The organism is Methanospirillum hungatei JF-1 (genome assembly GCF_000013445.1).
GTDB lineage: Archaea > Halobacteriota > Methanomicrobia > Methanomicrobiales > Methanospirillaceae > Methanospirillum > Methanospirillum hungatei.
The window spans coordinates 3,464,673-3,479,809 of the sequence record NC_007796.1 but is presented as its reverse complement, the minus strand read 5'-3'; the positions used below and the strand labels follow the sequence as shown (position 1 = coordinate 3,479,809).

The 15,137-nt window shown below is 50.8% G+C and carries 20 protein-coding genes; 8 read left to right on the top strand and 12 right to left on the bottom strand.

Annotation, left to right across the window (positions count from 1 at the left end; genetic code table 11):
• Positions 1–2 precede the first annotated feature (2 nt).
• From MHUN_RS16630 to MHUN_RS16580, 11 genes are read right to left on the bottom strand one after another with little or no spacing between them, the layout of a single operon-like run.
• Entirely contained in the window at positions 3–668 is a 666-nt protein-coding gene (locus MHUN_RS16630) for a hypothetical protein (RefSeq protein WP_011450115.1), read from the bottom strand.
• A complete protein-coding gene (locus MHUN_RS16625) occupies positions 650–1,354 on the bottom strand; it encodes an ATP-binding cassette domain-containing protein (protein ID WP_011450114.1) in 705 nt (234 codons plus the stop codon). Before MHUN_RS16625 ends, MHUN_RS16630 begins: the two co-directional genes overlap by 19 nt.
• Positions 1,351–2,049, bottom strand: coding sequence for an ABC transporter ATP-binding protein (locus MHUN_RS16620; RefSeq protein ID WP_011450113.1), 699 nt, complete (start codon positions 2,047–2,049; stop codon positions 1,351–1,353). The genes MHUN_RS16625 and MHUN_RS16620 overlap by 4 nt, the downstream gene beginning before the upstream one ends.
• On the bottom strand, positions 2,046–2,582 hold the full coding sequence (locus MHUN_RS16615) for a biotin transporter BioY (protein WP_011450112.1): 537 nt from the start codon (positions 2,580–2,582) through the stop codon (positions 2,046–2,048). The genes MHUN_RS16620 and MHUN_RS16615 overlap by 4 nt, the downstream gene beginning before the upstream one ends.
• Position 2,583: 1 nt before the next feature.
• Positions 2,584–3,564: a biotin--[acetyl-CoA-carboxylase] ligase gene (locus tag MHUN_RS16610; RefSeq protein WP_011450111.1), complete on the bottom strand. Its 981-nt coding sequence runs from the start codon at positions 3,562–3,564 to the stop codon at positions 2,584–2,586.
• Positions 3,565–3,571: 7 nt separating this feature from the next.
• Positions 3,572–3,994, bottom strand: a complete 423-nt coding sequence (locus MHUN_RS16605; RefSeq protein ID WP_011450110.1) for a DUF2111 domain-containing protein — start codon at positions 3,992–3,994, stop codon at positions 3,572–3,574.
• A gap of 31 nt (positions 3,995–4,025) precedes the next feature.
• Positions 4,026–4,610, bottom strand: coding sequence for a hypothetical protein (locus MHUN_RS16600; RefSeq protein ID WP_011450109.1), 585 nt, complete (start codon positions 4,608–4,610; stop codon positions 4,026–4,028).
• The gene (locus MHUN_RS16595) at positions 4,611–6,044 is read right to left on the bottom strand and encodes an RtcB family protein (RefSeq protein ID WP_011450108.1); all 1,434 of its coding nucleotides are present in this window, start codon (positions 6,042–6,044) and stop codon (positions 4,611–4,613) included.
• Between the two features lie 9 nt (positions 6,045–6,053).
• The gene (locus MHUN_RS16590) at positions 6,054–6,461 is read right to left on the bottom strand and encodes an archease (RefSeq protein ID WP_011450107.1); all 408 of its coding nucleotides are present in this window, start codon (positions 6,459–6,461) and stop codon (positions 6,054–6,056) included.
• Positions 6,461–6,772 (bottom strand): hypothetical protein, encoded by a 312-nt coding sequence (locus MHUN_RS16585; protein ID WP_011450106.1) that lies wholly within the window; start codon positions 6,770–6,772, stop codon positions 6,461–6,463. The genes MHUN_RS16590 and MHUN_RS16585 overlap by 1 nt, the downstream gene beginning before the upstream one ends.
• Positions 6,773–6,820: 48 nt before the next feature.
• Complete coding sequence (locus tag MHUN_RS16580; RefSeq protein ID WP_011450105.1) at positions 6,821–7,129, bottom strand: DUF2551 domain-containing protein; 309 nt, start codon at positions 7,127–7,129, stop codon at positions 6,821–6,823.
• Positions 7,130–7,356: 227 nt separating this feature from the next.
• Here MHUN_RS16580 and MHUN_RS16575 point away from each other — a divergent pair, with 227 nt between their 5' ends.
• The 6 genes from MHUN_RS16575 to MHUN_RS16550 are packed head-to-tail and all read left to right on the top strand — an operon-like array spanning position 7,357 to position 11,583.
• Entirely contained in the window at positions 7,357–8,235 is an 879-nt protein-coding gene (locus tag MHUN_RS16575; protein ID WP_011450104.1) for a protein translocase subunit SecF, read from the top strand.
• The gene (locus tag MHUN_RS16570) at positions 8,236–9,690 is read left to right on the top strand and encodes a preprotein translocase subunit SecD (RefSeq protein WP_011450103.1); all 1,455 of its coding nucleotides are present in this window, start codon (positions 8,236–8,238) and stop codon (positions 9,688–9,690) included.
• Between the two features lie 52 nt (positions 9,691–9,742).
• Entirely contained in the window at positions 9,743–10,015 is a 273-nt protein-coding gene (locus MHUN_RS16565; RefSeq protein ID WP_011450102.1) for a thioredoxin family protein, read from the top strand.
• A 1-nt stretch (position 10,016) separates the two neighbouring features.
• Positions 10,017–10,667 (top strand): NADPH-dependent F420 reductase, encoded by a 651-nt coding sequence (gene npdG, locus MHUN_RS16560; protein WP_011450101.1) that lies wholly within the window; start codon positions 10,017–10,019, stop codon positions 10,665–10,667.
• 3 nt (positions 10,668–10,670) lie between these two features.
• Positions 10,671–11,207 carry an aldolase gene (locus tag MHUN_RS16555; protein WP_011450100.1) on the top strand — a complete coding sequence of 179 codons (537 nt, stop codon included), beginning with the start codon at positions 10,671–10,673 and terminating at the stop codon, positions 11,205–11,207.
• Between the two features lie 4 nt (positions 11,208–11,211).
• A complete protein-coding gene (locus MHUN_RS16550) occupies positions 11,212–11,583 on the top strand; it encodes a hypothetical protein (protein ID WP_011450099.1) in 372 nt (123 codons plus the stop codon).
• Position 11,584: 1 nt separating this feature from the next.
• On the opposite strand, the gene MHUN_RS16545 is transcribed toward MHUN_RS16550, so the two are convergent.
• On the bottom strand, positions 11,585–12,208 hold the full coding sequence (locus tag MHUN_RS16545) for an RAD55 family ATPase (RefSeq protein ID WP_011450098.1): 624 nt from the start codon (positions 12,206–12,208) through the stop codon (positions 11,585–11,587).
• A gap of 176 nt (positions 12,209–12,384) precedes the next feature.
• On the opposite strand from MHUN_RS16545, the gene MHUN_RS16540 reads away from it, so the two are divergent.
• Positions 12,385–14,214 carry a type II/IV secretion system ATPase subunit gene (locus tag MHUN_RS16540; protein WP_011450097.1) on the top strand — a complete coding sequence of 610 codons (1,830 nt, stop codon included), beginning with the start codon at positions 12,385–12,387 and terminating at the stop codon, positions 14,212–14,214.
• A complete protein-coding gene (locus tag MHUN_RS16535) occupies positions 14,201–15,136 on the top strand; it encodes a type II secretion system F family protein (protein WP_048067644.1) in 936 nt (311 codons plus the stop codon). The genes MHUN_RS16540 and MHUN_RS16535 overlap by 14 nt, the downstream gene beginning before the upstream one ends.
• The last annotated feature ends 1 nt before the right edge of the window (position 15,137 follow it).

The window sequence follows — 15,137 nt, the reverse complement described above, 5'->3', positions numbered from 1 at the left end:
GTTCAAACAATAAAGGTTGATCCGGCTATATTAAAAAAGTCACCTGCAATCAGGGATAAAAGGAAAATGGTGCATGAAAAGGCCCCGTTTATCCGGTCTATACCCGGAGAGGAAAAGGACGGGCAATGCATGCCTCCCCTGGTATATCCCCGGAGTGTCAGAAGAATTGCCCGTTCATGAGCCAGATTCAGCTGCCTGATGAGTATGCCTGAAAAGACAGCCGGGATCATACGCAGAGAAAGGGGTGTTCCTTTCTGCCGAAGGGCGACAGAAATCCGGTCTGTCTCCCGTGCAAGGGTATCAAGGGAAGACATACTCAGCTCCCCGATAAGCCCGAGATCAAATCCGGTTTTTGTTCCGAGAAACCAGACTCCCACATCAAGAAGTTCTCCCGGATACCGCTCGGCATACATCCATGACGCGATGATGAGCACCGCCATGATCCTGACCACATATGAGAGACCGTCTTCACCAGACCATACTGCAGCAAGTCCCATCAATCCCGGCACGATGAGGATGATGAAAAAGGATCGGATAGACCGGATTGAGGTCCGTGCTTTTCCGCATATCAGCCACCAGAGGACGGAGAGGACGGCACCGGGGAGCGAGATCCAGGCTGCAGCAGAGAGCAGGATTGTTGTAACCAGTCTTATCCGGGGATCCTGCATACCGCCTCCTCTAGTTCCTCCCGTGACAGCCCGGATAGATGCACTCCCTTATTCAGGAGATATCTGACAAGGGGAGGCGCCTTTGTCCACTTAGAAAGACATGCAGGTACCTGCCCAAGCCGTTTCAGTCTTCCGCATTCCATCTCCCAGAGCTGGTCTATATGCGGGAGCGAGGTGAGATCATGGCTGATGATCACGATGATCTCATGCGCATGAGAGTCAATGAGCTGCCTGACCCAGCGGCGTGCCTCTTCATCAAGCCCTGCCCATGGTTCATCAAGGACGATGAGATCATACTGCCCGGTGAGAATGGCAGCCAGCTCAAGTCTTCGGACCTCTCCCCGTGAAAGCCTCAGGAGATCGGTATGTTCTTTTCCGGTCAGCCCGGCAGTCCGGATGATTCTTTCAGCATCACCTTGCCAGCTTCCTGCCTCTTCCTGCACGGTCATGGTGCTGATATGATAACTGGTATCCTGCAAAAGCATGACTCTCCTGCCCCCGTTCCATTGGATGGTTCCAAAATCAGGTTCTCCGATTCCAGCCAGGAGTTCTCCCAGTGTGGTTTTCCCTGATCCCACCCGTCCGGTCAGGAGATGGATACCAGCTCCGAACTCTGCATCGGCCTGAAGGGTGAATGCACCTCTCTTTCTGCTCACTCCGGTCAGCCTTATCTGGGGTGTATTCATGTGCCCCCTTTCGACAGTTCGGTCTGAACCTTCCTCCAGAACCAGGGGTTACTCAGGTGATCCGGGAATGCATAGTCTGACTCCTCTGTGAGGGAGAGATGCTCGGCAACCTCTCCCCTGACCAGCCGTATCATCTCGTCTGCAATCGCCATCTGTTCAGGCCGGTGCGTGGAGAAGACGACATACCGTATTCCTGAGCTTCTGATAAATTCCTCAAGATGGTGGCAGAATCGCTCGTCAAGGTGGGAATCAGTCTCGTCAAGGATGAGCAGGTCAGGTGATGCGATGCAGGCGGCGGCGAAGGCGACCAGGATGAGTTCACCGCCAGAAAGGCCATGGATGTCACGATCCAGCAGATGGGTGATACCAAGATCATGAGCACATTTTCTGACCTTCAGATCAGAAGACTCACAGGACTGCCAGGTAAATCTGAGCGAACTTGCCAGTTCATCATAGACTCGTGGAAAGAGGATGTTCCGGTCAGGGTACTCACCAACCCACCCAATCGTACATGCAGACGGCTCTTTTCCGTCAATGCTTACAGAACCACTCTTCGCAGGCAGAATCCCTGAGAGGAGTTTTAAAAAAGTAGTCTTTCCTGCACCGTTGGGGCCGGCTATCGCACAGATACCGGGATGAATCGTACAGGACGGGATTTTAAGTATACCTGCCCTGACCGATCGAATCTCAATCATGGATCTGAAAGCCGCGTTGTGTAAGGCAGGATACGCCTGGTGATGAGAAATGCCGCAGCCGCTTTGATGATGTCACCAGGAAGAAAAGGCAGCATCCCGGCGGTGATGGCAGCAGTCAGATTCATAGGAACTGAAATGACGAGCCATGAGAGGCCACAGAGATAGATTATGAACGTTCCAAGGGCCAGTCCTGCTATCTGAATCTTTTCCGAAACCTGCTCATAGCAGAGACCAACTAGAATTGCAGCCGGAATAAACCCGACCAGGTATCCTCCGGTTGGTCCGAGAAGCACCCCAAGGCCTGCAGTCCCGTTATGAAATACCGGAAGGCCGATCGCACCAAGAAGGAGATAGAGCGCCATCGGGATGCCTGCATACCGTTTCATAATCGTGCCGGTCAGGAGCACTGCCATGGTCTGCAGCGTTATCGGGACCGGAATAAAAGGGATTGAGATCCAGGAGAAGACCGTGGTCATCGCGATAAAGAGGGTGGTATGGGTGATGATGATCGATCGATGATAATTTCCGGCCATTTCAGATATGAATGCAGTCCCCTGCAATAACCCGCTCTATCTTCCCGTTGTCCTTCTTGACGACGAGCGCACCGTTTGGGTCGATGTCTATTGCTTCTCCCTCAAAATGCGTCCTCAACGTGACAATCCTGACTCGCCGACCTATTGTTGAAGAGAAGTTTTTCCATTCCCTGATGACCGCATCAAACTCTCCTTGTGATATCATCTCATACCGGTTCTCAAACTCTTTCAGGATGGCAGCAAGAAGAACGGCACGGTCCACATTCTGGTTCACTTCCTGGCTGATGGAGGTCATGGTGCTCCTGATGGTCTGGTTTAATGACTCAAGGTTCACGTTCGCATCAATGCCGATGCCAACCAGACAATACTCAACCTTCCTCTCCTCTGCGCCGAGTTCAAGGAGGATACCGGCGACCTTCTTGTCACCGATGATGATGTCATTGGGCCATTTGATGAGGGCACCGATGTCATACATCTTGCGAAGCACCCGGGCAACAGAGACTGATGCTGCAAGGGTGAGCATGAAGAGCTGTTCAATCGGGATCTGGGGCTGCAGGATTATTGTCACCCAGATACCACCGGCGGGGGATACCCAGGCCCTCCCCATTCTGCCAATGCCTCCGGTCTGCTCCTCTGCGATGATGACCATCCCGTTCATCTCATCAATACCGCCCTGCTCGGCAAGATCCTTGCCATACCAGATGGTGGACGGGATGCTCTCGAAAAACCGCATTTTCCTGCCGATGAATTTGGTTTTCAGGTGTTTATAGATGATATGCGGACGGTAGTCCTGGTTCTTGTCATGGAGGACGTACCCCTCCTCACCACTCGCGGTAATATCATATCCAAGCTGGCGCAGCTCATTGATATGTTTCCAGACTGCCGATTTTGAAAGGGACAGCGCCTCTGCTATCTCACTGGTCTCAACTGGTTTATCGGATCTCTCAAGAATCTCAAGGACTTTAAATGCCTGCGTATACATGTGAATATCACCGCTTTGCCCTGATCTGCTCTGTCGGAAGGGGGCAGGGGTCTTTGCCACAGACCTGTCTGATGATGGTGGACTGATGCTCCATGAGCGTTGCAAGGTCAAATATTCCTGTTATATCCACCAGACCGATTGCGGCAATGGTCTTTCCGGTATCATCTTTCAGGGGGGCTACAATAACCGGGATCCCTTTATATTGACCTGTTGATGGAGTAACTTTGCGGATCTCTCCGGCTGCCAGCACCTCTTCAAGAATTGGTCCTGAGTAATCATCATCAACAACTACCCCGTCTTCTATCCGGATACCCCGTTTCTCAAGAGATCGGGCTGTCACCGGCAGTTTTCCGACCATCTCATGAATGGCCATACAGACCGGTATCCAGTCGGTTGCCTCGGCCTGATCAGATAAGATATAACGGCTCATCATCTTCCCTCAATAATTCCCTTGTGTCTGATTACAATAATCCTTCGCCTTCACCAGCGCAGAACTCACGGACAAACCGCCGGGACGGGTATTCATGCAGGCTGGCAATCAGAATCCTGCCTTTTCCAAATGGGATATCCAGCATGACCGGACCGTTCGGTGCCTGCAGGATGACCTGCCTGTCCTCTTCACCGGCACAGGGGTCCAGAATGCCATCGATTGAGACTTCCTCTTCCCCATCTTCAATAATGGAAAGAAAGGGATGGCTCTTCTGACTCTCCACTCTTGTCGTGGCAAACCCATACCGGTACAAGACCTGGACCGGCAGCCAGTCATATGCAGTGGGATGATCTGCTCCTGCCCCAAATGAGAGGAGTGTCCCGCCTTCTTCCACATATCTTCTGATTCGAGGACGTATCGCCCGTAATGCTGCAAGAACCGGCGTATGTCCGGGAGATGCAAATCCGGCAGGAATTACAAGCCCGTGCAGTCTGCGTCTGAAAAACGGGGCGGCCAGAAGATGCGGGGTTACCAGTTCACAGGAGTGGCCGCATTCTTCAATGAGGCGGGTAAAGAGTACCGGGCCTTCCCAGATGACCGCGACCTGCAATGTCATTTATCCCTTGATTACGCCGAGTGGTTCAAGCCGCGCCACAAGTCTTGACAGCCCGAGGTTATGGACCACCGATACCACTTCAGATGATGATTTGTATGCATCCGGCGCCTCTTCTGCAATCGCCCCGTCATGGGGTGCCTTAACCATGATTCCCGCTCTTCCGAGAGTTTCCCTGATATTTTTCCCCTGGATCTTCTTCTTGGCCTGGGATCGGGAGAGCACCCGACCTGCGCCATGGCAGGTAGAGCCAAAGGTCCGGTTCATGGCAACATCGGTCCCTTTGAGTAAATACGAGGATGAGCCCATGCTTCCCGGGATTATTACCGGTTGGCCGACATGTGTGTAATCTGCAGGAACATCCGGACATTTTGGACCAAAGGCACGGGTTGCACCTTTCCGGTGGACACAGACCTTCCTTGTCTTTCCATCTATCTCATGCTCTTCAATCTTTGCAACGTTGTGAGCAACATCATAGACAAGCCGGATGTCATCATAGCCGATTCCGGACATTCTGGTGAGGACTGACCGAATCTGATGGGTGATGATCTGCCGGTTGGCCCAGGCATAATTCGCTGCTGCAGCCATCCCGCCAAAGTATGCTTTTCCCTCCGGTGATGTGAGGGGGGCACAGGCAAGCTGCTTGTCAGGGAGCTGGATGTGATATTTTGAGACTGCATGCTCAAGCACCTGAAGATGATCAGTACAGACCTGGTGACCAAGGCCACGGGATCCACAATGTACCATCATGCAGACCTGGCCCTGTTCAACTCCAAAGGTCCGTGCGGCCTCTTCATCATAGATCTCCTCGACGACCTGTATCTCAAGAAAGTGATTCCCCGCGCCCAGTGTCCCGCTCTGGGGAACCCCTCGTGACCTGGCTTTTCGCGAGACATGGGCAGGGTCAGCTTCTTTCATCCGTCCCTGTTCTTCACAGTGGGTGATATCATCAGAATTTCCATACCCCTCTGCAACTGCAAAGCGGGCACCATCAGTCATCATCTTCTCAAGCTGCTTTTCTGAGAGACGAAGGGAAGAGCGTGCACCCACTCCGACGGGGACTGCGTCGAACAGATTGTCCAGGATCTCTTTCTTTTGAGCAAGGTCTGATGGTTTCAGGGGTGTTGTGAGAAGTCTGACCCCGCAGTTGATATCAAACCCCACCCCGCCGGGGGAGATGACGCCGGTCTCATATTCAAATGCAGCCACACCCCCGATGGGAAAGCCGTATCCCCAGTGGATATCCGGCATGGCAAGGGAGTTATGAATTATTCCCGGCATGGTTGCGACATGTGCAAGCTGCTGAAGGGCACCTTCCTCCAGTGTCTTTGTCAGTTCATCAGATAGAAAAAACCGGCCCGGAACATGCATCCCAGGGATAAACCCGACCGGCAACTCCCATTCATATTCTCCCTTTCTTACAACACCTTCAATCATACCAGTCCCTCACACATCAAACAATACGTCGCAGGCATATTCATTCTGTTCCTGCCTGATGGAAAGCCCATACCAGGAGATCCCCTTCACTTCAGTCCCTCCCCCGTGGATCGCAGGATCAAATGGCTCTCCCCGGAGGATTGCTCTGACTTCACCTTCGCGTATCTGAAATTCAAACTCGCAGAAGACGATATTCTGAACCTCTGATTCAAACAGGAGTTCAGAGAGGAATCCATGAAGGAGGTGTTCCAGAGACTGGCCGGTAATGGTGACAGACACTTCTTCAATGGGTCTTGCAGGGCCCCGGTACATCGTCTTCATGAGGGCATGGCCTGCATCGGTAAAAAGCCCGATAGTATCCGCTGCCCTGATATGCATCAGAATATCTGCAGTATGGTCCCTCTCTTCAAAGCTCATCAGAACCCGTTATAATCTTCAGAGAATCCTTCGTCCCTCATCCCGATGTGGTAGGGGATCAGACCCATATGGATATGGTCAATGTATCTAGCCTGGTACATAGAGATATATATAGTGCGCTCACCTGCCCGTAATGCAAGGTCACTTGGTTTTGGTGGTTTGTATGAGATGGGAAGAAGGACCGGCCCGCCACATGAGGTTGAGATTCGAAAATCAGTATTTCGTTCTTTCATATACTCGATCACATCGTCGTCGATATGAATCGAGTGATAACCAGCCTCCTCGTACAGGCCGGCTTTCAGTTCGGACATCCAAAAAAGGTGATACCGGATGGGAAAAAATGGTTGTGCCTTCAGGTTTTAAGCGGTCATGATCTCTCTGACTGAGGCACGATCCTTCTCTCTCAGCCGGTAGGATCTGCATCGCCTCTTATCATCCCTAATCCCTTGCAGAATGCCAATCCTCGATGAAATAAGTCCGATCATCCCCCCAACACCATGGTACGAGACCGGGTATACGGGAGCCAGCCGCTCATATACATCCTCGATGGTGAGATCTCCATACTGGAGAAATAATGAAAGAGCAGCACGCCTGACGCCATTTGGATCCCCTGATAACCAGGCTTTCAGTCTCTGCTCTACTACATGCTGTCTTGAGTGGAATGTCATATCATCCGGTTTCAAATCCGCCGATCATAAGGTTTCTTCTCAAATAACCTGAATCACTCTGATTTGTACATTGTCTGAATCATGTATGGTGCCTCCATAGAATCCGCAAGTAGCATGAGTAAGAATGAGATTGCGTCAGGGTCTGAACGATATCCGCACTTTTCGGAAATGGACTTTTGAAACGGTGTGCCAATTACTATAATGATAGGGCTCTAACCCTTCTGCGCATGAATTTTTTCACCTATGATATCAGCTCCATCTCTCCGATGAAGCTCTGTATCATTCCGATGGTGATCCTGGTATTATCACTAGTGTCAGTCGGGATGATGTGGATGCAGACCGGTCTTCCGGTTAGTCCGGGGATAGAATTTCAGGGCGGTATCAGTGTTACGATTGTAACCGATGAAAGTCCTGAAGTACTAAAGGAATATTTTTCAGGATATCCCCTTATCAGCATAAATGAAGGGATTAACAACGGCAAGTATCTGAAGTTCGGGCCTATGGATGATACGACCGCCAGAGCATTTACCAAAAAGGTTGAAGAGAAATATTCCGGTGCAAAAATAGATCAGATCGGCTCATCATTTGGAAAAACTCTTCAGGAACAGGCGATAATCGCGCTGATCATCTCGTTCATCGGGATGGCCATTGTTGTGTTTGCCGTATTCCGGACCTTTGTCCCGGCAGCTGCAGTGGTTATTTCGGCGTTTGCTGACATGGTCATGACCGGTGCAGCTATGAATATCCTGGGGATTCAGCTCTCCCTTGGAACAACGGCTGCTTTGTTAATGCTTATCGGTTATTCGGTGGATAGTGATATCTTGCTGACATCCCGTGTCCTGAAACGGAAGGGCAAATTTGACGAGAAGATGGAGGGTGCTTTTCGGACCGGTATCATCATGACCACCACAACACTTGGTGCCATCCTTGCCATGTGGGCGGTTTCGGCCATCGGGGGCATTCAGATCATCTTTGAGATTGCGTCAGTTCTGCTGATTGGTCTCTTCTTTGATGTCATGAACACCTGGCTTACCAATGCAGGTATTATCAAGTGGTACATGACCGAGGGCAAAGGCCGATTATCATCCGGTCAGCGGGGTGCATAAATGGATAAAGACACCTTTGTTGACATGATAAAGGATTACCGGGTAGCACTGTACCTGGTTCTGCTGATTGCATCGATAATTGTTATCTTTCCCCACCCGGGCCCGTCCGGACTTGATACTAATCTTCAGTTTGGCCTTGACCTTGATGGTGGCTCCTGGATTCAGCTTGAGTTTCAGTCAGCCATCGTGACGTTCAAGTCAGATCAGACGCTTGATAAACTCATCCCTGAGCTGAAGACCCGTCTTGATGCAGAAGTGAACCTGATTGATCAGAATACGGTTGAAATCAGGAGCGGCATCTCTGAAGAAGATCTTCGTGCGATAATGGCCGAGCTGAACACCGAACTTGTCTCGTTCAATCCCGGAGTGACTAAGGAGACCGCAGATGATGTGAAGCGCATCCTGGAGAACAAGATCAACAGTCTTGGGACCCGTGATGCAAAGGTCTACGTCATCACTGCTCTCAATGGCATCAGCCGGTACATCCGTATTGAGATGGCCGGGGTCTCGATGGGAGAAGCCCAGGAGATTGTCGGAAAACAGGGTAAGTTTGAGATTCGTATCCACACCACCGGCAATGAGACAGAACATGTCCTCTTTGGTGATGCCATCCAGTCTGTTGCAAACCCCTCCCAGACACCGCCGAATAGTAATAACTGGGGAGTGTCCTTTGTCATAACTCATGATGCAGCAGAGGAGCTTCGGCAGGCTGCCATAAGAGTTGGTGCAACCAAGAAACCAGAAGGCCATAATCTGGATATGATCCTTGATGGAAATGTGGTCTATTCCGCTCCGCTTTCACCAGACCTTGCTGCAGAACTGCAGACACGGCCAACCTCAAACCTGCTTGCCTCAACCGGTGTGGGTGAAGAAGGACGGGAGCAGGCCAAGCTTCTTGAGATTCATCTGAGAAATGGTGCGCTGCCGGTTGGTGTGACCATTGCCGGATCCGGGTCTGTTTCACCTGAACTTGGTGATCAGTTCAAATTCTGGAGCGTCCTTGCCGGTGTATTTGCACTTCTCGCTGTTGCTTTCAGTGTGTTTATCAGGTATCGCGAGCCGGGTATCGTCTTCCCTATGGTGCTCATCAATGGTTCTGAAATCATCATCCTACTTGCATTCACGACCTTCTTCATGCAGCTGGACCTTGCGACCATCGCCGGTCTGATTGCGGTTCTGGGTACAGGAATTGACCAGCTGGTGATCATCACTGATGAAATCCTGCATGAAGGAAAGGTGCCGTCGCCGAATCTGTATCTGAAACGGCTGAAACGGGCTCTTGGTATCATTGTAGCATCCGCAGGAACGGTTCTTATCGCCATGCTTCCCCTGGCTGTTATGGATCTTTCAACCCTGCGTGGCTTTGCAATCATTACCATTCTCGGTGTTTTAGTGGGTGTTCTGGTAACTCGTCCGGCATATGGGCGGATTATCATGTCTATCCTCTCCAAATAACCGATACCATACTTTTATCTGTTTTTTTAACGCAATTCAGCTAAGGTGCAGCATGTCAAAACCGATTCTTATGGACTTCTATGCTGAATGGTGCGGACCGTGCAAGCGAATGGGCCCGATTCTTGAAGAGCTCAAAAACCGCATGGGGGATCTTGTGGAGATACGCAAGATCAATGTTGATGAGCATATGGCTGAAGCCCAGAATTACCACATCTCTGTTGTTCCGACAATCATCATTGAGAAAGATGGTATTGTGGTTCAGAAGTTCCAGGGAGTGACAGAGGCAGATACCCTGGAATCGGTTCTCCGACCCCTGGTGGCATAACGTGCGGGTTGGAATCGTCGGAGGGACCGGAGAGATTGGTGAAGGGATGGCGATGCGGCTGTCCTGGATCATGGATGTCTGTGTCGGATCCCGGGATCCGGGAAAAGCACAGGAGACCTGTGATACCTGTCTTATCTCTGCCAAAGAACGGGGTATTGACTGCTCGGTCAGATCCGGAAATAATCAGGACGTTGTAAGGGAGTCTGATGTAATCATACTGGCAATCCCCTTTAAACATCTGAAATCCACCGTCGAAGGCATATCAGGCTGGGAAGGAAAGATAGTTATCAGTCCGGTAAACCCGATGGAGCGGCGTGAGTGCTTTGTATATACTCCCCCGGCGGAGGGTTCGGCAGCACTCTTCCTCCAGAACATTCTTCCGAAAACCACCCGGATATGCACGGCATTTAATAATATTGCAGGAAACCGGTGGAGAGATATCTCAAGCGAACTTGAGTATTCGGTTCCCGTCTGTGGGGATGATGCAGAGGCAAAGCAGATCGTTATGGATCTGGTAAATCAGATATCTTCTTTGAAGGCATATGATGCCGGCCCGCTCTCTTCATCACATATTGTAGAGAGTATCACTCCGCTCCTTCTGAATATTGCACGGTTCAACAAAATGAAGGATGTCGGAATCCGGTTTGTGTAAGATATGACATCTGAAGAATTTACCCGGATAGGAAAACGTCTCTTTTCAGAGCATCTGGTCGGGGGAAACTTTGGAAATATGAGTATCCGTGACGAAGAGGAGAGTTTTCTTATCACGAGATCCGGTTCATACCTGGATGAGCCAGGTGATCTTATCCGTGTCCCCCTCTTTGGGGATGTCCCCTCTGAAGCATCGAGTGAATGGCGGGTTCACCGGTCAGTGTACCAGCAGACACGGCACCGGGCCATCGTGCATGCCCATCCCCCCTATGCCGTCGCTGCATCTTTAGTCCTTGATGAGATAACTCCCCTTGATAGTGAGGGGAAGATGTTCTGTCCTACGATTCCGATTGCCGTTGGTGAGCCGGGGAGCAGGGAACTGGCCGATGACGTGGCTGACTGTCTGGCATTGACCGGTCTGTGCATTGCCAGGGGTCATGGGACCTTTGCAACCGGGAAAACTCTTGAAGAGGCTTATCTGTATACCTCACTGGCAGAACATGCCTGCAGAGTGCTCTCCCTGGTTCCAACATTCCGGTGATTGTATGAGTCTTGAGGAGAAGATTGCAGGTTTAAGTCCCCGGCTCAGAGCCCAGGTTGAAGATTATGTCGACTTCCTGGTGAGCAGAACGGCAGGACAGGACAATTTTTCAGGATTTTCTCTTCCTGATGAGGATGAAGATGAGTCTCTGCAGCCAATTACTCCCTCACCGCCTGAAATCCCGGTTTCGAAAATTCCGATGAATGTCAGGGAGCGGACTGGTTCATCCGGTATTATCCTGGCAGAAGAGAGGCTCCCGGAAACCGATCCTGATTACATAGACTTTGCCGATATTAACAGCCGGTTCGGTCACTCACCAAAGGATGATGAGGAGAAAAAAACGGGCCGTCTGAAAAGATTTCTTGACTGGATGTGATTTATACCACCCGTGATGTGGTTGAGAGCTCGATACCCTTTCCGGTGATGATAAACGGGAGCAGTCTTCCCGGAGGCTGCAGTCCGGTCAGTTTTTTTACATCAAGTGTTCTGATGATCTCGTTCCCATGCATATCTTCATGCAGGTGAATAACAACATCACAGAGTCTGATGAGTAATATCTCATTGTATGGGGCATGGAGGCCTTCGTACAGGGTGAAGAGAGCATTGTCCCGTGATGCCTGAATGGTAGCCCTGCATGAGACCACTCCGGCAAGGACGGGATCTATCCCCTCACGCATGATGAGGGTTGACAGGGAGTCAATAATGAGTCCGCCGTCTCCGGCATGGGCAAAAATTTCTGCTGTAGATAGCCCCCGTGCATGGACCATCCCGTCAAGAAGGTACCCGTCCAGCATGAAAAATCTCCGGTGCTCAGGAAGTATCTCCCAGAACTGGCGGGCAAACTGATCGATCCCTGAAGTAGCTGAACCGATTAGCAGGATTGTGCTCCCTGGGAGAAATCCCCCGTCAAGAGCCAGATCAAATCCGTTAATACCTGTTCTATTTCTTCCGACATAGGTCCGGACCATTGATCCGGCCTTGTCATCAGACTCTTCTGTCATGATGGTCTGTCAATATGGAGAATCCATGCACACTGCCATGGATAGTTACGCCATTATCTATTTATTGCGGCTTATGTAATTATGGTAGTAGAAGAAGAGGGGGTGTCTCTTTTGGTCAGGGTCAGAGCAGAGGTGGGGTCTTATACTGTTGTTTGTCCTGATCAGCCGGGTTCATCATGAAAGTCAGGGTGGGGAGTTTAAAAAAAGAGAAAAATGGTGTCAAGGGGAAGGATACGGGAGCTGGAGATCCAGCTGCGGCAAAACCTGCCCCTCCGACAAAACCCTTGAAATTATCCGCGCTCGGTGGAAAAAAGAAAGAGGCTGCTGAAAAACCGTCCGGGCTTCGTCGTCTTGGGAAAAAGGATGTACAAGTGCCGCAAGTTCCTGAATCCGTTTCCTCTGAACCGAAAAAGAAGTCCCTGTTCAGTTCATTTAGTAAGATAGCTCCACTTGCAAAGAAGCGTGAGCAGTATGATCCCAAGGTTCATGGGATGATGGTCAACCTCACCTTTGAACCGCCGCCGGGGACCGAGGAGATTGAGGTATATCCGGTCAATCCCCCATTTGCATACATCCGTATCACCTACAATTATATCACGCACGAATACCTCTACGAGGTTGTTGAGCCCATCTATACCGATGCAGAAAAAAAACTCCTTGACGAGATTAAAAAAGGGATCTTTGAGCGGGTGAATGTGAACACCCGGCAGATCTCCAGGGAGACTGCGGCAGAGACCCTTGAGTCTATGATGAATGAGGTTCTTGCCGATTATGCCATCTCTCTGGATCCCCTGACCTATGAGAAGATCCACTACCATCTGAAAAAGGATTTTCTTGGTGACGGTCTTGTCGATCCGGTGATGCATGACCGGTATATCGAAGATATCTCCTGTGACGGTGTGGGAAGGCCGCTTTTTGTTTATCACTCCAGATATGAATCTATAGAATCAAACCTTTTTTACACCGATGCTGCTGAACTTGATTCATTTGTAACCAAACTGGCCCAGAGGGCAGGAAAGCACATATCAGTTGCAGATCCCATGCTCGATGCCACTATGCAGGATGGCTCCCGTATCCAGATGACACTCGGCTCTGAGGTGACTGCTCATGGCTCTACCTTTACCATACGTAAGTTCAAGGATGAACCCATCACCCCGACCGACCTGATTGAGTGGGGTACATTCTCACCTCTCTCTATTGCATTTCTCTGGCTTGCGGTCGAGAACGGAAAGTCATGTATCTTTGCCGGGGGGACGGCATCAGGAAAGACCACCTCATTGAACGCAATATCCCTCTTTATCCCGCCGCTTGCAAAGATCGTCACCCTAGAAGATACTCGTGAACTGAAACTGCCTCATTCCAACTGGATCCCGAGTGTCACTCGTGAGTCCTTTGATGTGAGTGGGAAAGGGGAGATTGATATGTATGAGCTCCTGAAGGCTGCGCTTCGTCAGCGTCCGGAGTATCTGATTGTGGGTGAGGTCCGTGGCCGTGAAGCGCTCACCCTCTTTCAGGCGATGTCAACCGGCCACGTCACTTACTCGACCATGCACGCGGATTCGGTATCCTCAGCAGTCCATCGTCTTGAAAACCCGCCCATCTCTGTGCCCAGGAACATGCTTTCAGCGCTGAACCTGGTGTGTGTTCAGATACAGGCACGGGTAGGTGGTCAGCGCATCAGGAGGAACAAACAGATCATCGAGGTTCTTGACATCGATCCCAGGACAAATGAACTGATCACGAATGAGGTGTTCAGGTGGCGGCAGGCAACCGATGAGATCTCCTACTCAGGAAAGTCATTCATTCTTGAAGAGATTATGGAGGCACACGGGTGGGATGAGGAACGGATCAGGCGTGACCTGCTCCAGCGACAGGAGGTCCTTGAATGGATGCGTGAGAAGAAGATCCGTGACTTCCGTGATGTGAGCAAGATTGTCGTCTCGTACTTCAGGGATGCCGAAACCCTGATGGAGCAGATACGGTCTGGTGGCAATGAATTCATATGAGCGGTTCTGCTTCTCCCTTCTCGGGAGCCGGATGTCAGGGAGGCGTGAGAAGTACTATGAGCTTATTGAGAATCTCAAATCTGCACGCATGGGGATCACCTTTGAAGCCTACCTTGCAACCGCTATCTTTACCTCAGTCCTTGTTGGTATCATCGGTTCATTTCTGATTGCGCTCCTGGTCTTTCTCCTTGATGTCCCCGGACTCATCACCTTTCGCGGTAACATCCCGACAGACATTGCAGCAACCATCAATGAGTTCCAGGGGCATTATCTTCTGCTTGGAACCATCATCGCCGGAATCGTCTCGTTCGTAGTCCTGTACGGGATCACGTTTCTCATTTACCTGGTCTACCCCTCCATCGTCGCCGGGGGGAGGCGGCGTGATATTGAGACAACCCTCCCCTATGCGATCAATTATCTTGCAGCCATGTCGACGGCAGGTATCACACCGGCAGAGGTCTTCAGGCAGCTAGGCAACTCTACCATTTATGGCGAGTCCTCGGTTGAGGCCAGATACATCATCCTTGAGGTGGATGTCTTTGGCCGGGATCTGATTGAAGCACTCAAGAACGTCTCGATGAGCACCCCGAGCCCCCGTATGCGCGACTTTTTGCAGGGGTGTATCGGAAGTGTTGCGGCGGGGAGTAATATCTCCGACTATTTCAGGACAAAAGCTGAGCAGTATACCGGTGAGAACAGGCAGACACAAAAGCAGTTCCTTGACACTCTGGCACTGATTGCAGAGAGTTATGTCACGGCGCTTGTGGCAGGAACGCTCTTTATGATCCTTATCCAGTCGATTATGGCGATCCTCTCAGGCGAATCAACTCCCCTGTTTCTGTACATCATCATCTACCTCATCATCCCCTTCGGGAGTGTTATGTTTGTGGTGCTGATCGATTCAATGACTCCGGAGTGGTGAG